Here is a 14,679-nt window from a genome sequence, read left to right on the forward strand (position 1 = left end):
AGAACTAATTCGTATATTCGTATTCAATTCGTAATTAGTAGAGAAATCCATGAAGATTGGCATCATTGGACTTCCCAATGTGGGAAAATCAACATTATTTAAAGCCCTCACTAAAAATCCGGTAGATATCAGCAATTATCCCTTTTGCACCATTGAACCTAATGTCGGCGTTGTGCGTGTGCCCGATGATAGACTCGCGAAACTCGCCGGGATATCAAAAAGCAAAAAAATCGTGCCGACGGTAATCGAATTTGTTGATATTGCGGGACTGGTGCGTGGAGCTTCGGAAGGAGAAGGGCTAGGAAACAAATTTTTGGCCTACATCCGGGAAGTAGATGCTATCATCCAGGTAGTGCGCGCTTTTTCTAATCCTAAAATTACCCATGTTTATAATAAAATTGATCCCAAGAGCGATATTGAAACGGTGAATACCGAGCTTATCCTGGCCGATCTTGAAACGGTGGAAAAAACTATATTAAGGCTTGAAAAAGATATAAAAGGAGGCAGAAAAAATGCGGCAGCGCAGCTAGAAATAGTCAAAAAAATCAAAAAAAATCTGGAAGGAGGAAAAATAGCCAGAAGCTCTGAAATTAATTTCGATGATGAAAACGTAAAAGCAATAATCCGGGAAATATCGCTGCTTACAATGAAACCGTTCATTTATGTTTATAATGTATCAGATGCTGGAAGTGATAATTTGGAAGTGGGAGATGAGAAAGACAATGCCATAAAACTAGATGTAAAAATCGAGGAAGAATTGGGGGAAATGCCTGTAGAGGCAGCTCGCGAGCTGTCTTCACAAGGAATAAAATCCAACCTTAATCAGCTGGTCATTAAAGCTTATGAAATTTTAGGTTTAATAACTTTTTTAACCACCGGCGAAGATGAAACCCGGGCTTGGACTATCAAGAAAAGTTCAACCGCTCCCGAAGCCGGCGCGGCCATCCACACTGATTTCAAAGATAAATTTATCAGGGCTGATATTATTAACTGGCAAAAACTGCTCGAAGCCGGCTCATGGTCAAAAGCGCGCGAACTTGGGTGGTTACGAACGGAAGGAAAGGAATATGTGGTGCAGGACGGTGATGTGATAGAATTTAAGATTTAGTATTGACATCAGCAACTAATTTTTTATACAATATATTAGCAGTCAAACACATTAATTGCTAATTAATAGCTACGAAATACGAATCACATACGAATATAACTAATGAAATAAGAATACATATTATTATATTCGTAAGAAATTCGTAATCAGTAGACATTTAGAAATATGTCCAAACAGATCAAATATTCCACCGCGGCCCGAAAAAAAATCAAAGCCGGCGTTGACAAAGTAGCCGACACTGTAAAAGTAACACTTGGCCCCAAGGGGCGCAATGTCATTTTGGATAAAGGGTTCGGAACTCCGACTATTACTAACGACGGCGTGACCATCGCCAAGGAAATCGAACTGGAAGACAAGTTTGAAAATATAGGCGCGGAACTCGTGAAAGAAGTGGCGGAAAAGACCAATGAAGCGGCTGGCGACGGAACGACTACTGCGGCTATTATTACTCAAGCGTTGGCGCAAGAAGGGCTGAAATTCGTGGAGACGGGGATCAGTCCGATTGGGATCCGACAGGGAATGGAAGCGGCCAAGAACGAAGTAATTAAAATCCTCAAGAAGAATTCCAAAAAAATAAGTTCCAAGGAAGAAACATCCCAGGTGGCTACTATCGCGGCTGAATCGAAAGAAATGGGAGAAATGATTGCCGGCGTGATGGAAGAAGTGGGCAAAGATGGGGTAATTACCGTTGAAGAATCCCAAACCTTTGGGCTTTCTAAGGAGATTGTCGAGGGAATGAATTTTGACAAGGGATACATTTCTCCCTATATGATTACCGATATTGAATCCCAGACCGCTGTTATCAAGGACCCTTATATTTTAATCACTGACAAAAAAATTTCTTCTATCGCCGAGATTCTTCCTATCCTGGAAAAAATAACCCGCGGAGGGAAAAAAGAGTTGGCAATTATCGCCGAAGAAGTTGAAGGAGAAGCGCTGGCAACCATCGTGGTTAACAAACTGCGCGGCGTGTTAAGCGTGCTGGCGGTAAAAGCCCCTGAATTTGGAGACAACCGCAAAGCAATGCTGGAAGACATCGCTGTTCTTACCAGCGGGCAAGTAGTGAGTGAAGAAAAAGGAATGAAATTGGAAAACGTGGAATTGGAAATGCTGGGGCAAGCCCAAAAGATTCTTGCTACCAAAGATGACACGACTATCATTGGCGGGAAGGGGAAGAAAAAAGATATTGAAGCGCGGATTGAACAAATTAAGCTCCAGATTGAAAAGTCCGACAGCGACTACGACAAGGAAAAACTCCAAAAGAGAATGGCCAAGCTCTCCGGCGGAGTGGCTGTCATCCGAGTAGGAGCCGCTACGGAAACGGAACTTACCTATATGAAGCATAAAATGAAAGATGCGTTGGCAGCGACTAAAGCGGCAGTATCCGAGGGAATTGTGGCTGGCGGTGGAACGGCTCTGGCTAAAGCGGTGTATTTGCTTTCCGATAAGGTCAAGCAATTTGAAAACCATGATTTTAGAGCTGGTTATCAGACGCTTCTCCAGGCGCTCTATGAGCCGTTAAAGCAGATTGTTTCAAACACTGGCAAAAAGGATCCAGCAGTGGTGCTCAATAAGATTGTGGAGAATAAAAGTATAAATTACGGATATAATGCTGATAAAGATATATTTGAAACCGATATGATTAAATCGGGCATTATTGATCCTCTGAAAGTAACGCGAACTGCTTTGGAAAATGCGGTATCTGTCGCTGCGATGCTCTTAACCACGGAAGCGGCTATTACCGACAAGCCGGAGAAAAAAGAGCACGGTTATGAGGCAGCTATGCCCAATATGGAAGGAATGATATAATCTAAACGGCTCATTGCCGACTTTTTAAAAGAGAAAGCCCGATTGCAGGATCGGGCTTTTTAAAATTTGGTTTTGTGGTATAATTTAAGATGTTAAGAAGAAAATCTAGAATAGGGAAAATGAAAAAGGAATTGGCGAATATTTTTGGCGATTTGAACATTAAAAAACAGGCGGAAGATCTAGGCGTAAGCGTCTGGGAAACCCCCAGTTTTCTGTTTATTCTGATGGGAATGATCATTATGGTGGTAATGGCGGTGATTTATTTTATTTCCCGGCATTACGAATCACCCGAACTTCTGATAGTTAGCGAATCGTTGGTGGTAATTTTTATCTTTACCGTCGGCAATGTCATTATTCGGGGTGTGGAAAACGTGGCCAGGATAAATAAAATGAAGTCGGAGTTCGTTTCCATTGCTTCACACCAACTGAAAACTCCTCTGACGCAATTGAATTGGGAAATTGAACTGCTGCTTTCCCGCTATGCCGAAGGGCTAACAAAAAAGCAGTTAGATATTATAAAAGACGTTTCTCACTCGCATTTAAGGATGGCCAAATTAACCAATGACCTTCTGGATGTAGCCAGAATTGATCAGGGAAAAATGGTCCTTCTGGAAGAAAAATTTGATTTACTAAAATTAGTTGAAGACGTGATTCAAAGCGAAAAAAATCTGGCCGAGGAGCATAATGTAAAAGTCAAAGTGAATATTCCAGCGGCGCTTCCGGAAATTAAAGGAGACAAAAGAAGGACTGGAGTAGTTGTTGATAATTTGCTTTCCAACGCCATTAAGTATACTGATCGCCAAGGAGAAGTAGAAGTATCAGTAGAACGAAAAGACGCCACCGTTACCGCCTGTATCAAAGATAACGGCGTAGGGATTCCCAAGTATCAGCAGGATCAAGTTTTCCAGAAATTTTTCCGTAGTGATAACGCCGCACGTTATCAGGAAGAAGGAACCGGACTGGGATTATACATTGCCAAAAACATTATAGAACAGTCGGGAGGCAAATTGTGGTTTCAATCAGAGGAAAATATCGGATCGACTTTTTGTCTTTCTCTTCCACTGGAGCCGACGAAGGCAAAGGGTAAATTTAAAATATAATAAATAAATTCCAAGCGGCGTGCCGGGAAAGAGCAGCGAAACAGAATCCAAAAAGATTTTCGCCAGCCGGCGCGTTGAGAGGAATAATTCCAACTTTATGAAAACCAAAAAAATATTAATCGTTGAAGATGATTCCATTCTTCAAAAAACACTCCAGGAGTTTTTGTCCACCGAAGGATTCGAAACAACTAGCGCTTCCGATGGAGAAAAGGCAGTGGAATTAGCGCGGTCGGGAAAGCCCGATCTCATTCTTCTGGATATCATTCTTCCCAAAAAAGACGGCTATGAAGTGATTAAGGATCTGAAAAGCGACCAGGGAACACGGTCAATTCCTATCATCCTCCTTACTAATTTAGGAAGCATGCACGATGTGGAAAAAGCCCTCAATCTGGGAGCGACAACTTATTTAGTGAAAGCTGATTACAAACTGGAAGAAGTGGTGGCTAAAATAAAAGAGGTCTTAAGTATTAATTAGTGTTACTTCTTGGTAAAACAAAAATAAATCATGCGAATTGAAAACAAACAACTCAAAGAGTTTTTGCTTGACGCCAATACCATAGACAAAGAAAAAGTAAACCAAGCGTTTACCGAAGCCACTCAAGCCCGCCAGTCTCTAGGGGATATTCTTTTGAAGAAAGGGCTGATCAGTGAGGTGGACTTGAGAAAACTTTATGCCTACATTCTCGGTATCCCCTTTGTGGACCTGACTAAGGAAGTTATTTCATCGGATATTCTTCAGATCATTCCCGAGCCGATTGCCCGCAAATACAACATTATTGCTTTTGAAAAGAGCGGACGGGATCTGAAAGTGGCGATGATCAATCCCGAAGATCTTCAGACCATTGACTTTATCAAAAAGAAAACGGGACTCAAAATTGTTCCGTGCCTCACTTCCGAAGAAAGCATCAGAGCCATTCTTCGCCAGTATGAAAAAAGTTTAAAGGCGGAATTCGGAGATATTATTGACCGAAGCTCGCAGGAAATAACGGAGGGGAAAGAGCCAGATGAGGACTTGGAGAAAGTGGCCCAGGATCTTCCAGTCATTCGGATTGTGGACACACTTTTAAAGCACGCCATTCTCCAGTCAGCCAGTGACATTCATATTGAGCCGGAAGAACACGAAGTGAGGGTTCGCTATCGTATTGATGGCATTCTCCATGATGCGATGAGCTTGCCCAAACAGATCCTTCTCGGAATTGTCGCCAGAATCAAAGTGCTTTCCAATCTAAAACTTGATGAACACCGCCTTCCTCAGGACGGACGCTTTAAAATTGAAAAAGACGACTATAAAATTTCTTTTCGGGTGAGTATTTTGCCGGTTTTTGACGGAGAAAAAATCGCAATGCGGCTCCTTGATGAATCGGCCAAAGGTCTCACCTTGGAAAAAATGGGCTTATGGGGAAAAGCGCTTGAGATTATTCATAGGGAAATAAAGAGACCCAATGGAATGATTTTAGTGACAGGTCCCACCGGGTCCGGCAAGACCACGACGCTCTACACCATTATGGATATTCTTAATACTCCCGAGGTCAACATTAGCACAGTGGAAGATCCAATAGAATATCGAATGCCGAGAATTAACCAGACCCAGATAAATCCCAAAATAGGATTGACCTTTGCTTCTTCACTGCGGTCTCTTCTCCGGCAGGATCCCGATATTCTGATGATAGGCGAGATCCGCGACAAGGAAACCCTGGAAATTGCTATTCACTCCGCAATGACGGGACACCTAGTTTTATCAACCCTTCACACTAACAGTGCCGCCGGAGCGCTTCCCCGGATGCTTGATATGGGCGCCGAACCATTTTTAGTGGCTTCGACTGTTAATGTTATTGCCGCCCAGCGTCTGGTGCGGCGGCTCTGTGGCGATTGCCGAACAGAGTACAATCTTACTGACAAAGAAATAAAACTTCTGGCCAGCCGTTTTAATATTGATGAAATTCTGGATTTTTTTAAAAAATCAGAACAGCTTAAAGGAATGATCAGGTCAGGCGACAAGTGGAACACCGTAAAATTTCATCGGGCCAAAGGGTGCGACCAGTGCAATCACGAAGGGTATCACGGAAGAATAGGCATTTACGAAGTTTTTGAAATTGATGATGAGATTCAGAAATTGATCACCGGACTGTCCTCGTCTGACGTGATAGAAAAAAAGGCAAGGGAAAAGGGAATGGCCACCATGACGGAGGACGGTTTTGCCAAAGCCGTTCAGGGGATAACTTCGATAGAGGAAATACTGCGGGTTACGAAGGAATAAACTTAACCACTAACCACTCATATTTTAATTAGTCATAATTTGAATTGTTATTAGTTGTTAGTTGTCAAGTTGTAAGTTTGTAAGATTATGGCTAAATTTATCTACACTGCCAAAAGCGGAAGCGGCGAGTCCAAAGGGGGAGAGATAGTGGCTCCAGATGAACGAGCGTTAGCTCAACAGCTCCGCTCGGAGGGCTTTTTGGTAACTTCGGTAAAAATGGTTGAGGAAAGAAAAAAAGGAATAGAGGTGAAGCTGCTGGACCGGTTTCTGACAGTTCCGCTAAAGGAAAAAATGATTTTTGCCCGGAACCTTGCCGTGATGATTGCTTCCGGCCTCACTGTTTCCCGAGCCATTAATAATCTTTCCGGCCAAACAAGAAACAAGCGGTTTAAGAAAATTCTCTCTGATATTTACGAGCAGCTGCAGCAAGGAAAAACATTAAGCGAGGGATTAGCCAAATATCCGGCGGTGTTCAGCGAGCTTTTTGTTAACATGGTGCGAGTGGGGGAAACAGGGGGAAACCTGGAAGAAATTTTACAGATTATTGCCGTCCAGCTGGAAAAAGAGCACGATCTTATCAGTAAAATACGGGGAGCGATGGTTTACCCCTCAGTCATTATTGTGGCAATGATTGGAATCGCCATTCTCATGCTGACATACATCCTGCCCAAGATAACCGGGGTTTTCAAGGATATGGATGTTCAGCTTCCCGCTTCCACCCGTTTTGTTATCGCCGTCAGCGATTTTCTAAGAGATCACACCATCTTGGTAACGTTTATGTTTGTATTTTTTGCCTTTTTTTTAAAGGTCTTTCTCCAGACCAAAGCGGGAAAGAAAATAGTGAGTTTTTTGGTAATTCATCTCCCAATTGTCAGGAACATAGTGATAAAAGTTAACTGCGCCAGATTCGCTAGGATCTTCAGCTCTCTTCTCAAAAGCGGCATTCCAGTAATAGATGCCTTGAAAATTGTCTCCAACACCCTGACGAATTACTACTACAAGAAGGTGATTGAAGAAAGTATCGAACAAGTCCAAAAAGGGGTAAGTATCAGCACTGTTATTACCAAGCATCCTGGAATTTTTCCGGTATTAGTCCCGCAAATGCTGGAAGTAGGCGAAGAAACCGGAAAAACGGAAGCGGTTTTAATGAAATTGGCCGAATTTTACGAGCAGGAAGTAGATCAGATCACCAAGAATATGTCCTCAATAATAGAGCCAGTGCTGATGATTATCATCGGAGGAGCGGTTGGATTCTTTGCTGTTTCCATGCTCCAGCCGATGTACAGTTTAATGGAAAATATAAAATGAAAGCTCAAAGCTTAAAGCTCAAAGCTCAAAGTTTAGAAGGTTTCACCCTTATTGAAGCCCTAGTATTGCTTTTCATTTTTTCTCTCATTACAGTAACTTTTTACTCCTTGTTTTCTTTTGGAATTAGATATATCCAGGACTCAAAAAACCGTCTGGGAGCTCTTGCCGTAGCCAATGAGAAAATGGAAATTGTAAGGAACCTTAAGTATGATGACATCGGAACAGTTGATGGTGAGGTTGAGGGAAACATTCCTCAGGATGAAACGGTTATTGAAAACGGTCGACAATACAATGTCCATACGCTAGTTGAGTATGTACAAGATTCATTTGATGGAATGTATCCGAATGATACCGCCTTTGAGGATTATAAAAGAGTGACCGTCACCGCTTCTTGGAATACCGGCGGAGTTAGTCAGAGAGAAGTTAAACTTGTTAGCCGGTTTGTTCCGCCGGGATTGGAGGTAGCTAATCCGGGGAATGGGATTTTGTCTGTCAATGTTTTCAGTGACCAGCCAGGAGGAACAGGAATTCCTAACTCTGTTGTTCACATATCCAATCCTGATACGGGACTTAACACCCAAAAGGAAACCGATGCTTCCGGCAATGCGACATTTATGGGAGATAAGGTCACGGAATCCATTCAAAAATATGAAATTACGGTTACTAAGACAGACTACGAAACAGTGAATACCCTGCCACCCTATTCAATCAGCCCCTTCAATCCTGTTGATGTACATGCCTCGGTAGTAATCGGATCAATCAATGTGACTAATATTGTTCAAAATAAATTGGCCAGTTTAGAAATTGCAACGGTTGATTATCTTGATCAGTCAATTGACGACATCAGTTTCCATTTAACCGGCGGAAGAAAAATTGGAACCGAAGTTGAAATGCCCAACGATCCAATTTATAATCTTAACACTGATAGCAGTACTGATTCCAGCGGTGAAAAGGATTTTGATAGAATAAGTCCCGGGCAGTATAAGTTTTATCTTGCTTCTTCGGTTACTGACGATTATGAACTTATCGCGACTGATCCATCTTCTTCATACGAAATCATCGACGGCAAGGAAATTTATTCTACTTCTCTATATTCTGATCAATCTCTGACTTGGAAGGTTAAATTAGCGGACAAAAACATCACTTCAATAATAATCTCAATTTTAAGAAGTGATGATGACTCTCCTATATCGGGAGCACAGGTTAATTTAAAAAATTCTTTCGGTTATGATCGAACACAAACAACTTCTGCTAACGGAAAAGTTTTTTTCCCGACAACATCCGATCCCTTTCAGGCCGAAACATATGATATCAAGGTTACTGCCGATGGCTTTAAGGAAAATAATTCCCAATCAACAGTAAACACCAATGAGTTGAAAGTAGAAACAATCAAATTGACAGCCCAATAAAAAGGAAAAATATGAAGTTTAAAAAGCATTCAGGGCTAACTTTAATAGAAACTCTTGTAGCCATAGCTATTTTTGTTATTGGCGTGGAGGGTTTTTCTCTGCTTTTCGCTCGCGCTTGGAAAAGTAATTCCTATACCTTAGAAATGGGACAAGCCTCTCTGATAGTTTCTCAAGGCGTAGGGAAGATGGTAAATTATATCCGCGGAGCAAGGCAAGCTGATAACGGGTCTTATCCGGTGCAGTCAGCCAATAACAATGATCTGGTGCTTTATTCTGACTATGACAAGGATGGAACAACAGAGAGAATACATTTTTATAAGAGCGGGCAAAATATTTTGATGGGCGTAAGAAACCCTACGGGCGGGATGCCTAAAACCTATCCCGCCGGGGATCAGGAAACGATATCCATTGCGAATTATATTGTCAATGATGCTGACACACCTATATTTTATTACTACAACAAAGATTACCCGGGTGACACCGCACATAATCCTTTGGACACCCCGGCGACCGTAGCCGATATACGGCTGGTAAAAATATATCTTAAAATAAATATTACTCCTAGCCGAGCTCCAGATGATATTGAAATGCAATCTTTCGTAGAAATGAGAAATTTAAACGATTACGATAGGATAAAATAGTAGCCCGTGTAATTCGGTTCCTGTTTAAATAGCTCCAATAAAAATTACATGAGTTTTAGTCGATACAATTTAAGATCTTCAAAGAGAAACCAAAAAGGTTCGGCTCTGGTTTATGCCCTGGTAATTTTGGCTATTGTTATGATTATCTTGGTCTCAATGTTGACCTATATCTCAGCACAACTTAAATTTAGCTTCAATCGGGTAGAAAAAGAAAGGGCCTTCCAGACAGCCGAAGCCGGGATTTATTATTACCGCTGGTACTTGGCTCATGAAACTTCGGGGAAAACTGCTCAGCAAATCAGTGATTTCTGGGAAGGAGGAACTGCTATCGGGGTATCTTCACCTTATGAAAGTGAATACGAAGGTATCGGAAAATACAAAGTTGAGGTAGATGCGCCTGATTCAGGATCAACTATCGTGACTGTTAAATCAACCGGTTGGACGTATAAGATGCCTAACATCACAAGGACAGTCCAAGTGCGGTTTCGACGGCCTTCTTGGAGTGAATATATGTGGGTAGTAAATGATTTTATCAATTTTGGCACAGGCGCTGAAGTGTATGGAAAAGTTCATTCTAATATTGGAATCCTATTTAATGGATTAGCTCATAATGTTGTTTCCTGTCTGGTTCCTTCTTTTAACGATCCAACTCACGGGGGCAGTTATCTTGATTTTGGCGTACATACTCATCAGGTTCCGGCCGATCCCGCCGCACCCGCTTATCCCTGGCCTGACGGCACTGTTCCTGATCGGCCGGATATTTTTATGGGCGGCCGCCAGTTTCCCATTCCCGAAGTTAGTTTTAGCGGCATTTTGTCTGATCTGGGTAATATGAAAAGTGAAGCCCAAGGCGGCCACGGAAAATATTTTGACGCAACGGGAGCAGGAAGAAGAATTATTCTCAAAAGCGATGGCACTTACGATATCTGCACCGTTGATTCTTATCATCACACTGCTTATTACATTACAAGTTATTTAAAAAACAGTGGAACAGGAACATGCAGCAGTTGCAGCGAGGACTGCCTTAGCAATTATCCCATTCTTAATGACAGGATTATTTTTGTTGAAAATAATGCTTGGGTAGAAGGAACAGTGAATAATAAAAGAGTAACCATTGCCGCCGCTAATCTGTCCGGGGGACCGTTAGCCAATATTTATATCGGATTGAATGACAGAGGAACAGGCAATATCCGCTATACTAATTATGATTGTAACAATATCATCGGGCTGGTTGCCCAGCAAAATATTTCCATTGTGAGAGATTGTCCAGACAATTTCGTTGTGGACGCTGCACTTCTAGCCCAGTCCGGACGAATAAGCCGGGGAAACTATGCAATCAATAGAAGTACATTGACGTTCAACGGGGCACTTGCATCGTATCTTCAGCCGTATTTTAACACTGGTAATAATGGATTTGGCATTCGTACTTATAACTTTGACAACAATCTCCTCTATTGCCCGCCTCCGTATTTTCCAACCGGGACGGAGTATTCCATAGATCTTTGGGAAGAACTGTAATATAATTTACTTACAATAAACAACTGACTACTGACAACTAAAAAATATTTCAATTTATTGTTGTAAGTCGTATATCGCCCGCCTGCCACTGCGAGGCACGAGCGGGCAGGTAAGTTGTAAGTTAATTTTGATGAGTTTTCTCAATAAAAAAGTTTTGAATTTCACTCACAGTCCTTTCGGACTGGATTTGAGCGACCTTTCGGTTAAAGTGGTTCAGCTGGAGCGGGAAGGGAAAAAGGACAAAATCGTCAGTTTTGGCACTTCAGCCATTCCGATAGGCAGTATTGTTGATGGGGAAATCATGAAAAAGGAGAATGTTATTTCTGCTATTAAAGAGGCAGTTAAAAAAGCCGGACCGAAAAAGATCAGGACGAAAAAAGTTATTTGCTCTCTCCCGGAAACCAAGGCCTTTTTGCGAATTATTAGCATTCCCAAGATGGAACAGGAAGAAATCAAGGAAGCCATAAAATGGGAAATGGAAGCCAATATTCCTCTTCCCATTGATCAGGTATATTATGACTGGCAAATGCTTGAGAAAAAACTTAGCAAAGAAGCTAACAAAATAGACATACTGGTAGTGGCAGTAGCAAAAAAAGTCGTTGACCAGTTTGTTGAAGTACTGGAACTTTCCGGACTGGCGGTGGAAGGGCTGGAAATAGAATCCATTGCTCAAACGCGGAGCTTTCTGGATGAAAGAGATGACAAGAAAACGACTCTCATCATTGATTTAGGGGACAGAAGAACAAGTTTTTCAATTTCCACCGGCACAATTCCTTGTTTTACCTGCAGCATTCCTCTTTCGGCTCAATCAATGACCGATGCTATTTCCAAAGGTCTGAGTATTTCTTTTGAGGAGGCGGAGAAAACAAAACTAACTTATGGAATCGGATCAGCAGTAAAAAGTGATCCCATTTTCCAGGCGGTAAAACCGGTACTGGAAAACCTGGTTTCCGAGTTGGAAAAGTCAATTGACTTTTATCTCACCGGATTGCAATACTCTGCTTCTATTGACCAAATAATTATCTGTGGAGGAGGAGCCAATGCTAAGGGAATCATTCCTTATTTATCTCAAAGGATGAGCAAAACGATAGAACTGGGAAATCCCTGGGTAAGCGTCCATATAGGAAGCAAACTGCCCCTTATTGATAGAAATAAGTCAGTGCAGTACTCTACCGCCATTGGACTCGCTTTAAAAGGAATTTACTATGAAGATTTATCTTGATCTTCTTCCTGAGGAAAAAAAGGAAGAAATAAAAAAGAAAAAAGCGTTTTGGATGATTATTCGGCAGGAATTGCGCTTTCTTATTCCGATAATTGTTTTTATTTCCATTTTATTTTCCATCAATTTGATTCTGAAAATACAGAGCGACAGTTGGAACGGCATCTATTCCCTTGAGCAATCGCAAAAAGAATATCAGGAACTGAAAACATATGAAGAAGAATTCCGCCAGGTAAACTCTAAAATATCTTCATTCTCCCGCCTTCAGGAGGGACACTTGTATTGGTCTAATGTTTTTTATCAACTTAGCGATCTCGTTCCCGAAGAAATTTCAATTAACGGTTTAATAACTAAAGATTATCAGGTTTCTCTTTCGGGAAAAGCGAAAAATCGAAATAATCTCCTGGCGCTGCAGGAAAAAATTCAAAGTTCCGAGTGCTTTTCCAATGTGAATGTCCCCCTCTCTAATTTAGTGAATAAAGAAAACGTTGATTTTCAGATAGATTTTGAAGTGGCAATTAACTGCTTAAAAAACAAATGAAACCGTTCTGGAAAAAATACAGGACCCATCTAATCATTCCGCTTTATCTTGCGTTTATCGGACTGGTATTTTATTTTTCCGTCAGACCGCTAATTGGGAAAATAAATGAGACCACCAACAGGATCCAGGAGGGAATTGCAAACCAGGAGAACAGGAAAAAGCGACTTGAAGAACTGCCGAAACTGCGAGAGCAATTCGAGATGATAAAAAATGAAGAAGAAAATTTTTTTCCTCTTTTGACGGAAGACAGGGTCGTAGAGCTGATAGAAAAAATAGAAATGCTTGCTGAAAATACTGGAAATACAATAATTATTGAAGTTCAGGAATTCAAAGGCAAGGATGCGGCTGGAGCAAAAAAAGGAGGAAAAACGACCGGTCAGGAAGAAAAATTACGTTCGGAACTGCCGGGCAGTGATTATCTTGAGATGAAAATCAAACTTGCCGGAAATTATAATAATTTAGTTGATTTCACAAGAAAAATAGAAACAATGGAATATCACGCTGACATTGTCTCTTTTGAAATATCTGTCAAGCCGGATACAATCGAAAGTCAGCAGCGGACTCCTGACATATTTTCCACAACAGATTCTGCCTTGGATAAAAAAATAACCAGCCAGGAAGCTGAAAATATCACTGAAAAAAAAGAGATTGCGCTAAATTCCGTCATCAATGCCGTTTTTTATCTAAAGAAATAAAAATATGGACGTAAAAAAAATATTGAAGTTCAATAAAGCGGACTGGAATTTCAAAAAAGCCGGGAAAACTGCGGCAGCTTTTTGGATGCGCCATCACCAAATTATTTTCATCTCTTTTTTCCTGTTTGTGGCGGGAGCGGGATTATTTTTGTGGTATCAGAATTTATATAAAGCTGGATGGAGCGAAGAAAGGAAAAGACAGCATGCTCTTTCCCAAAATCAGGAAGTAAATCTTAAAGAAGGAGAATTCCGGAAAGTGCTTGAAGAAATAACCAGAAGAAAAACTGCTTTCAATTCGGAGTATCAGACCATAAAGGATATTTTTAGGCCGTATTAGAATTTGAAAATAGTAAAACCCCATCTCTTTATTTCAAGTTTCTTGAAGCGAGATGGGGTTTTTTTTGATTCCGGCTTATTGGGAAATAGGTGCACCTTTTCCTCCTTTCTTTTCATTCAATATTTCCTGTTCTACTTCCTCGGCTGTCACGATGCCTGTTCTGTTTTTGCGATTGTCGCGAAATTTAAGAAAGAGCGGCACGATCTTGTTTTTAATTGTTTCGTCAGAAAAACCGCGGATTCTTAGTTCTTTTTCAATCTCCTGAATGTTAGGACTTCCTATTCCCCCAGACCGGAATCCTGCGAGAAGGGAACGAATTTTAGTTCTGGCCACTTCTTTCACCTCCTTACTGAAATTTTTCAGCTTCTAGATGATAGCAGTTTGGGGGTGTTTGTCAATGAGTAAGAATAAAAATGAAAAATGGCTTAAATAAAATAAAAAATTCCGCCATAAGCAGACGGCACAAGTGTAAAATAAAAAATTTTTCGCTAGTGCTTCTTCCAGGATTATTCCTTTCAAAATTTTTGGTGCCCCTGCTAGGACTCCCTACCTGCCATGCTGCGTCCCCTGAAGGATTCGAACCCTCAACCTCTTGGTCCGAAGCCAAGCGCTCTATCCATTGAGCTAAGGGGACATATATTCGGCGGGCAGTGAAGCTAGACGCTCTGTTTATTAAACTATGGGCGCGCGCTATGCAGAATAAACTCCGCCCAGCGTGATACTTGCCCCGCACTTTG

General features: G+C 41.4%; 14 protein-coding genes and 1 tRNA gene. 13 read left to right on the forward strand and 2 right to left on the reverse strand.

Translation table 11 applies throughout. The features are described 5' to 3' along the window. Positions 1 to 49: 49 nt before the first annotated feature. The 13 genes from ychF (at position 50) to NT136_00855 (ending at position 13,942) form a co-directional block, all read left to right on the forward strand. Positions 50 to 1,108 (forward strand): redox-regulated ATPase YchF, encoded by a 1,059-nt coding sequence (ychF, locus tag NT136_00795; GenBank protein MCX6765487.1) that lies wholly within the window; start codon positions 50 to 52, stop codon positions 1,106 to 1,108. 165 nt (positions 1,109 to 1,273) lie between these two features. Further along, on the forward strand, positions 1,274 to 2,917 hold the full coding sequence (gene groL, locus NT136_00800; GenBank protein ID MCX6765488.1) for a chaperonin GroEL: 1,644 nt from the start codon (positions 1,274 to 1,276) through the stop codon (positions 2,915 to 2,917). Positions 2,918 to 3,006: 89 nt separating this feature from the next. Next, positions 3,007 to 4,017 (forward strand): HAMP domain-containing sensor histidine kinase, encoded by a 1,011-nt coding sequence (locus tag NT136_00805; protein ID MCX6765489.1) that lies wholly within the window; start codon positions 3,007 to 3,009, stop codon positions 4,015 to 4,017. Between the two features lie 97 nt (positions 4,018 to 4,114). Beyond that, positions 4,115 to 4,492 carry a response regulator gene (locus NT136_00810; protein MCX6765490.1) on the forward strand — a complete coding sequence of 126 codons (378 nt, stop codon included), beginning with the start codon at positions 4,115 to 4,117 and terminating at the stop codon, positions 4,490 to 4,492. Positions 4,493 to 4,522: 30 nt separating this feature from the next. Next, on the forward strand, positions 4,523 to 6,274 hold the full coding sequence (locus NT136_00815; GenBank protein MCX6765491.1) for an ATPase, T2SS/T4P/T4SS family: 1,752 nt from the start codon (positions 4,523 to 4,525) through the stop codon (positions 6,272 to 6,274). An 87-nt stretch (positions 6,275 to 6,361) separates the two neighbouring features. Continuing rightward, positions 6,362 to 7,582: a type II secretion system F family protein gene (locus NT136_00820; protein MCX6765492.1), complete on the forward strand. Its 1,221-nt coding sequence runs from the start codon at positions 6,362 to 6,364 to the stop codon at positions 7,580 to 7,582. After that, positions 7,579 to 8,991: a hypothetical protein gene (locus NT136_00825; GenBank protein ID MCX6765493.1), complete on the forward strand. Its 1,413-nt coding sequence runs from the start codon at positions 7,579 to 7,581 to the stop codon at positions 8,989 to 8,991. The genes NT136_00820 and NT136_00825 overlap by 4 nt, the downstream gene beginning before the upstream one ends. Before the next feature lie 11 nt (positions 8,992 to 9,002). Further along, complete coding sequence (locus tag NT136_00830; protein ID MCX6765494.1) at positions 9,003 to 9,632, forward strand: prepilin-type N-terminal cleavage/methylation domain-containing protein; 630 nt, start codon at positions 9,003 to 9,005, stop codon at positions 9,630 to 9,632. 48 nt (positions 9,633 to 9,680) lie between these two features. Beyond that, positions 9,681 to 11,150, forward strand: coding sequence for a pilus assembly PilX N-terminal domain-containing protein (locus NT136_00835; GenBank protein ID MCX6765495.1), 1,470 nt, complete (start codon positions 9,681 to 9,683; stop codon positions 11,148 to 11,150). A gap of 130 nt (positions 11,151 to 11,280) precedes the next feature. Continuing rightward, positions 11,281 to 12,372 (forward strand): type IV pilus assembly protein PilM, encoded by a 1,092-nt coding sequence (gene pilM, locus NT136_00840; protein ID MCX6765496.1) that lies wholly within the window; start codon positions 11,281 to 11,283, stop codon positions 12,370 to 12,372. After that, on the forward strand, positions 12,356 to 12,910 hold the full coding sequence (locus NT136_00845; protein MCX6765497.1) for a PilN domain-containing protein: 555 nt from the start codon (positions 12,356 to 12,358) through the stop codon (positions 12,908 to 12,910). The genes pilM and NT136_00845 overlap by 17 nt, the downstream gene beginning before the upstream one ends. Further along, positions 12,907 to 13,605 carry a hypothetical protein gene (locus NT136_00850; GenBank protein ID MCX6765498.1) on the forward strand — a complete coding sequence of 233 codons (699 nt, stop codon included), beginning with the start codon at positions 12,907 to 12,909 and terminating at the stop codon, positions 13,603 to 13,605. Before NT136_00845 ends, NT136_00850 begins: the two co-directional genes overlap by 4 nt. Positions 13,606 to 13,609: 4 nt before the next feature. Next, a complete protein-coding gene (locus tag NT136_00855; GenBank protein ID MCX6765499.1) occupies positions 13,610 to 13,942 on the forward strand; it encodes a hypothetical protein in 333 nt (110 codons plus the stop codon). A 75-nt stretch (positions 13,943 to 14,017) separates the two neighbouring features. Here the strand turns inward: NT136_00855 and NT136_00860 are convergent, their stop codons facing one another. Both NT136_00860 and NT136_00865 read right to left on the reverse strand, forming a co-directional pair. Further along, positions 14,018 to 14,275, reverse strand: coding sequence for a hypothetical protein (locus NT136_00860; protein MCX6765500.1), 258 nt, complete (start codon positions 14,273 to 14,275; stop codon positions 14,018 to 14,020). Between the two features lie 228 nt (positions 14,276 to 14,503). Continuing rightward, positions 14,504 to 14,576: transfer RNA gene (locus tag NT136_00865), tRNA-Arg, on the reverse strand. Positions 14,577 to 14,679 lie beyond the last annotated feature (103 nt).

Source organism: Candidatus Moraniibacteriota bacterium (assembly GCA_026396275.1).
GTDB lineage: Bacteria > Patescibacteriota > Minisyncoccia > Moranbacterales > JAPLXC01 > JAPLXC01.

Coding starts and splice junctions, on each gene's coding strand:
- NT136_00810 (MCX6765490.1), top strand. CDS start 4,115: ATGAAAACCAAAAAAATATTAATCGTTGAAGATGATTCCATTCTTCAA.
- NT136_00850 (MCX6765498.1), top strand. CDS start 12,907: ATGAAACCGTTCTGGAAAAAATACAGGACCCATCTAATCATTCCGCTT.
- NT136_00855 (MCX6765499.1), top strand. CDS start 13,610: ATGGACGTAAAAAAAATATTGAAGTTCAATAAAGCGGACTGGAATTTC.
- NT136_00835 (MCX6765495.1), top strand. CDS start 9,681: ATGAGTTTTAGTCGATACAATTTAAGATCTTCAAAGAGAAACCAAAAA.
- NT136_00815 (MCX6765491.1), top strand. CDS start 4,523: ATGCGAATTGAAAACAAACAACTCAAAGAGTTTTTGCTTGACGCCAAT.
- pilM (MCX6765496.1), top strand. CDS start 11,281: ATGAGTTTTCTCAATAAAAAAGTTTTGAATTTCACTCACAGTCCTTTC.
- NT136_00805 (MCX6765489.1), top strand. CDS start 3,007: ATGTTAAGAAGAAAATCTAGAATAGGGAAAATGAAAAAGGAATTGGCG.
- ychF (MCX6765487.1), top strand. CDS start 50: ATGAAGATTGGCATCATTGGACTTCCCAATGTGGGAAAATCAACATTA.
- NT136_00830 (MCX6765494.1), top strand. CDS start 9,003: ATGAAGTTTAAAAAGCATTCAGGGCTAACTTTAATAGAAACTCTTGTA.
- NT136_00825 (MCX6765493.1), top strand. CDS start 7,579: ATGAAAGCTCAAAGCTTAAAGCTCAAAGCTCAAAGTTTAGAAGGTTTC.
- groL (MCX6765488.1), top strand. CDS start 1,274: ATGTCCAAACAGATCAAATATTCCACCGCGGCCCGAAAAAAAATCAAA.
- NT136_00820 (MCX6765492.1), top strand. CDS start 6,362: ATGGCTAAATTTATCTACACTGCCAAAAGCGGAAGCGGCGAGTCCAAA.
- NT136_00845 (MCX6765497.1), top strand. CDS start 12,356: ATGAAGATTTATCTTGATCTTCTTCCTGAGGAAAAAAAGGAAGAAATA.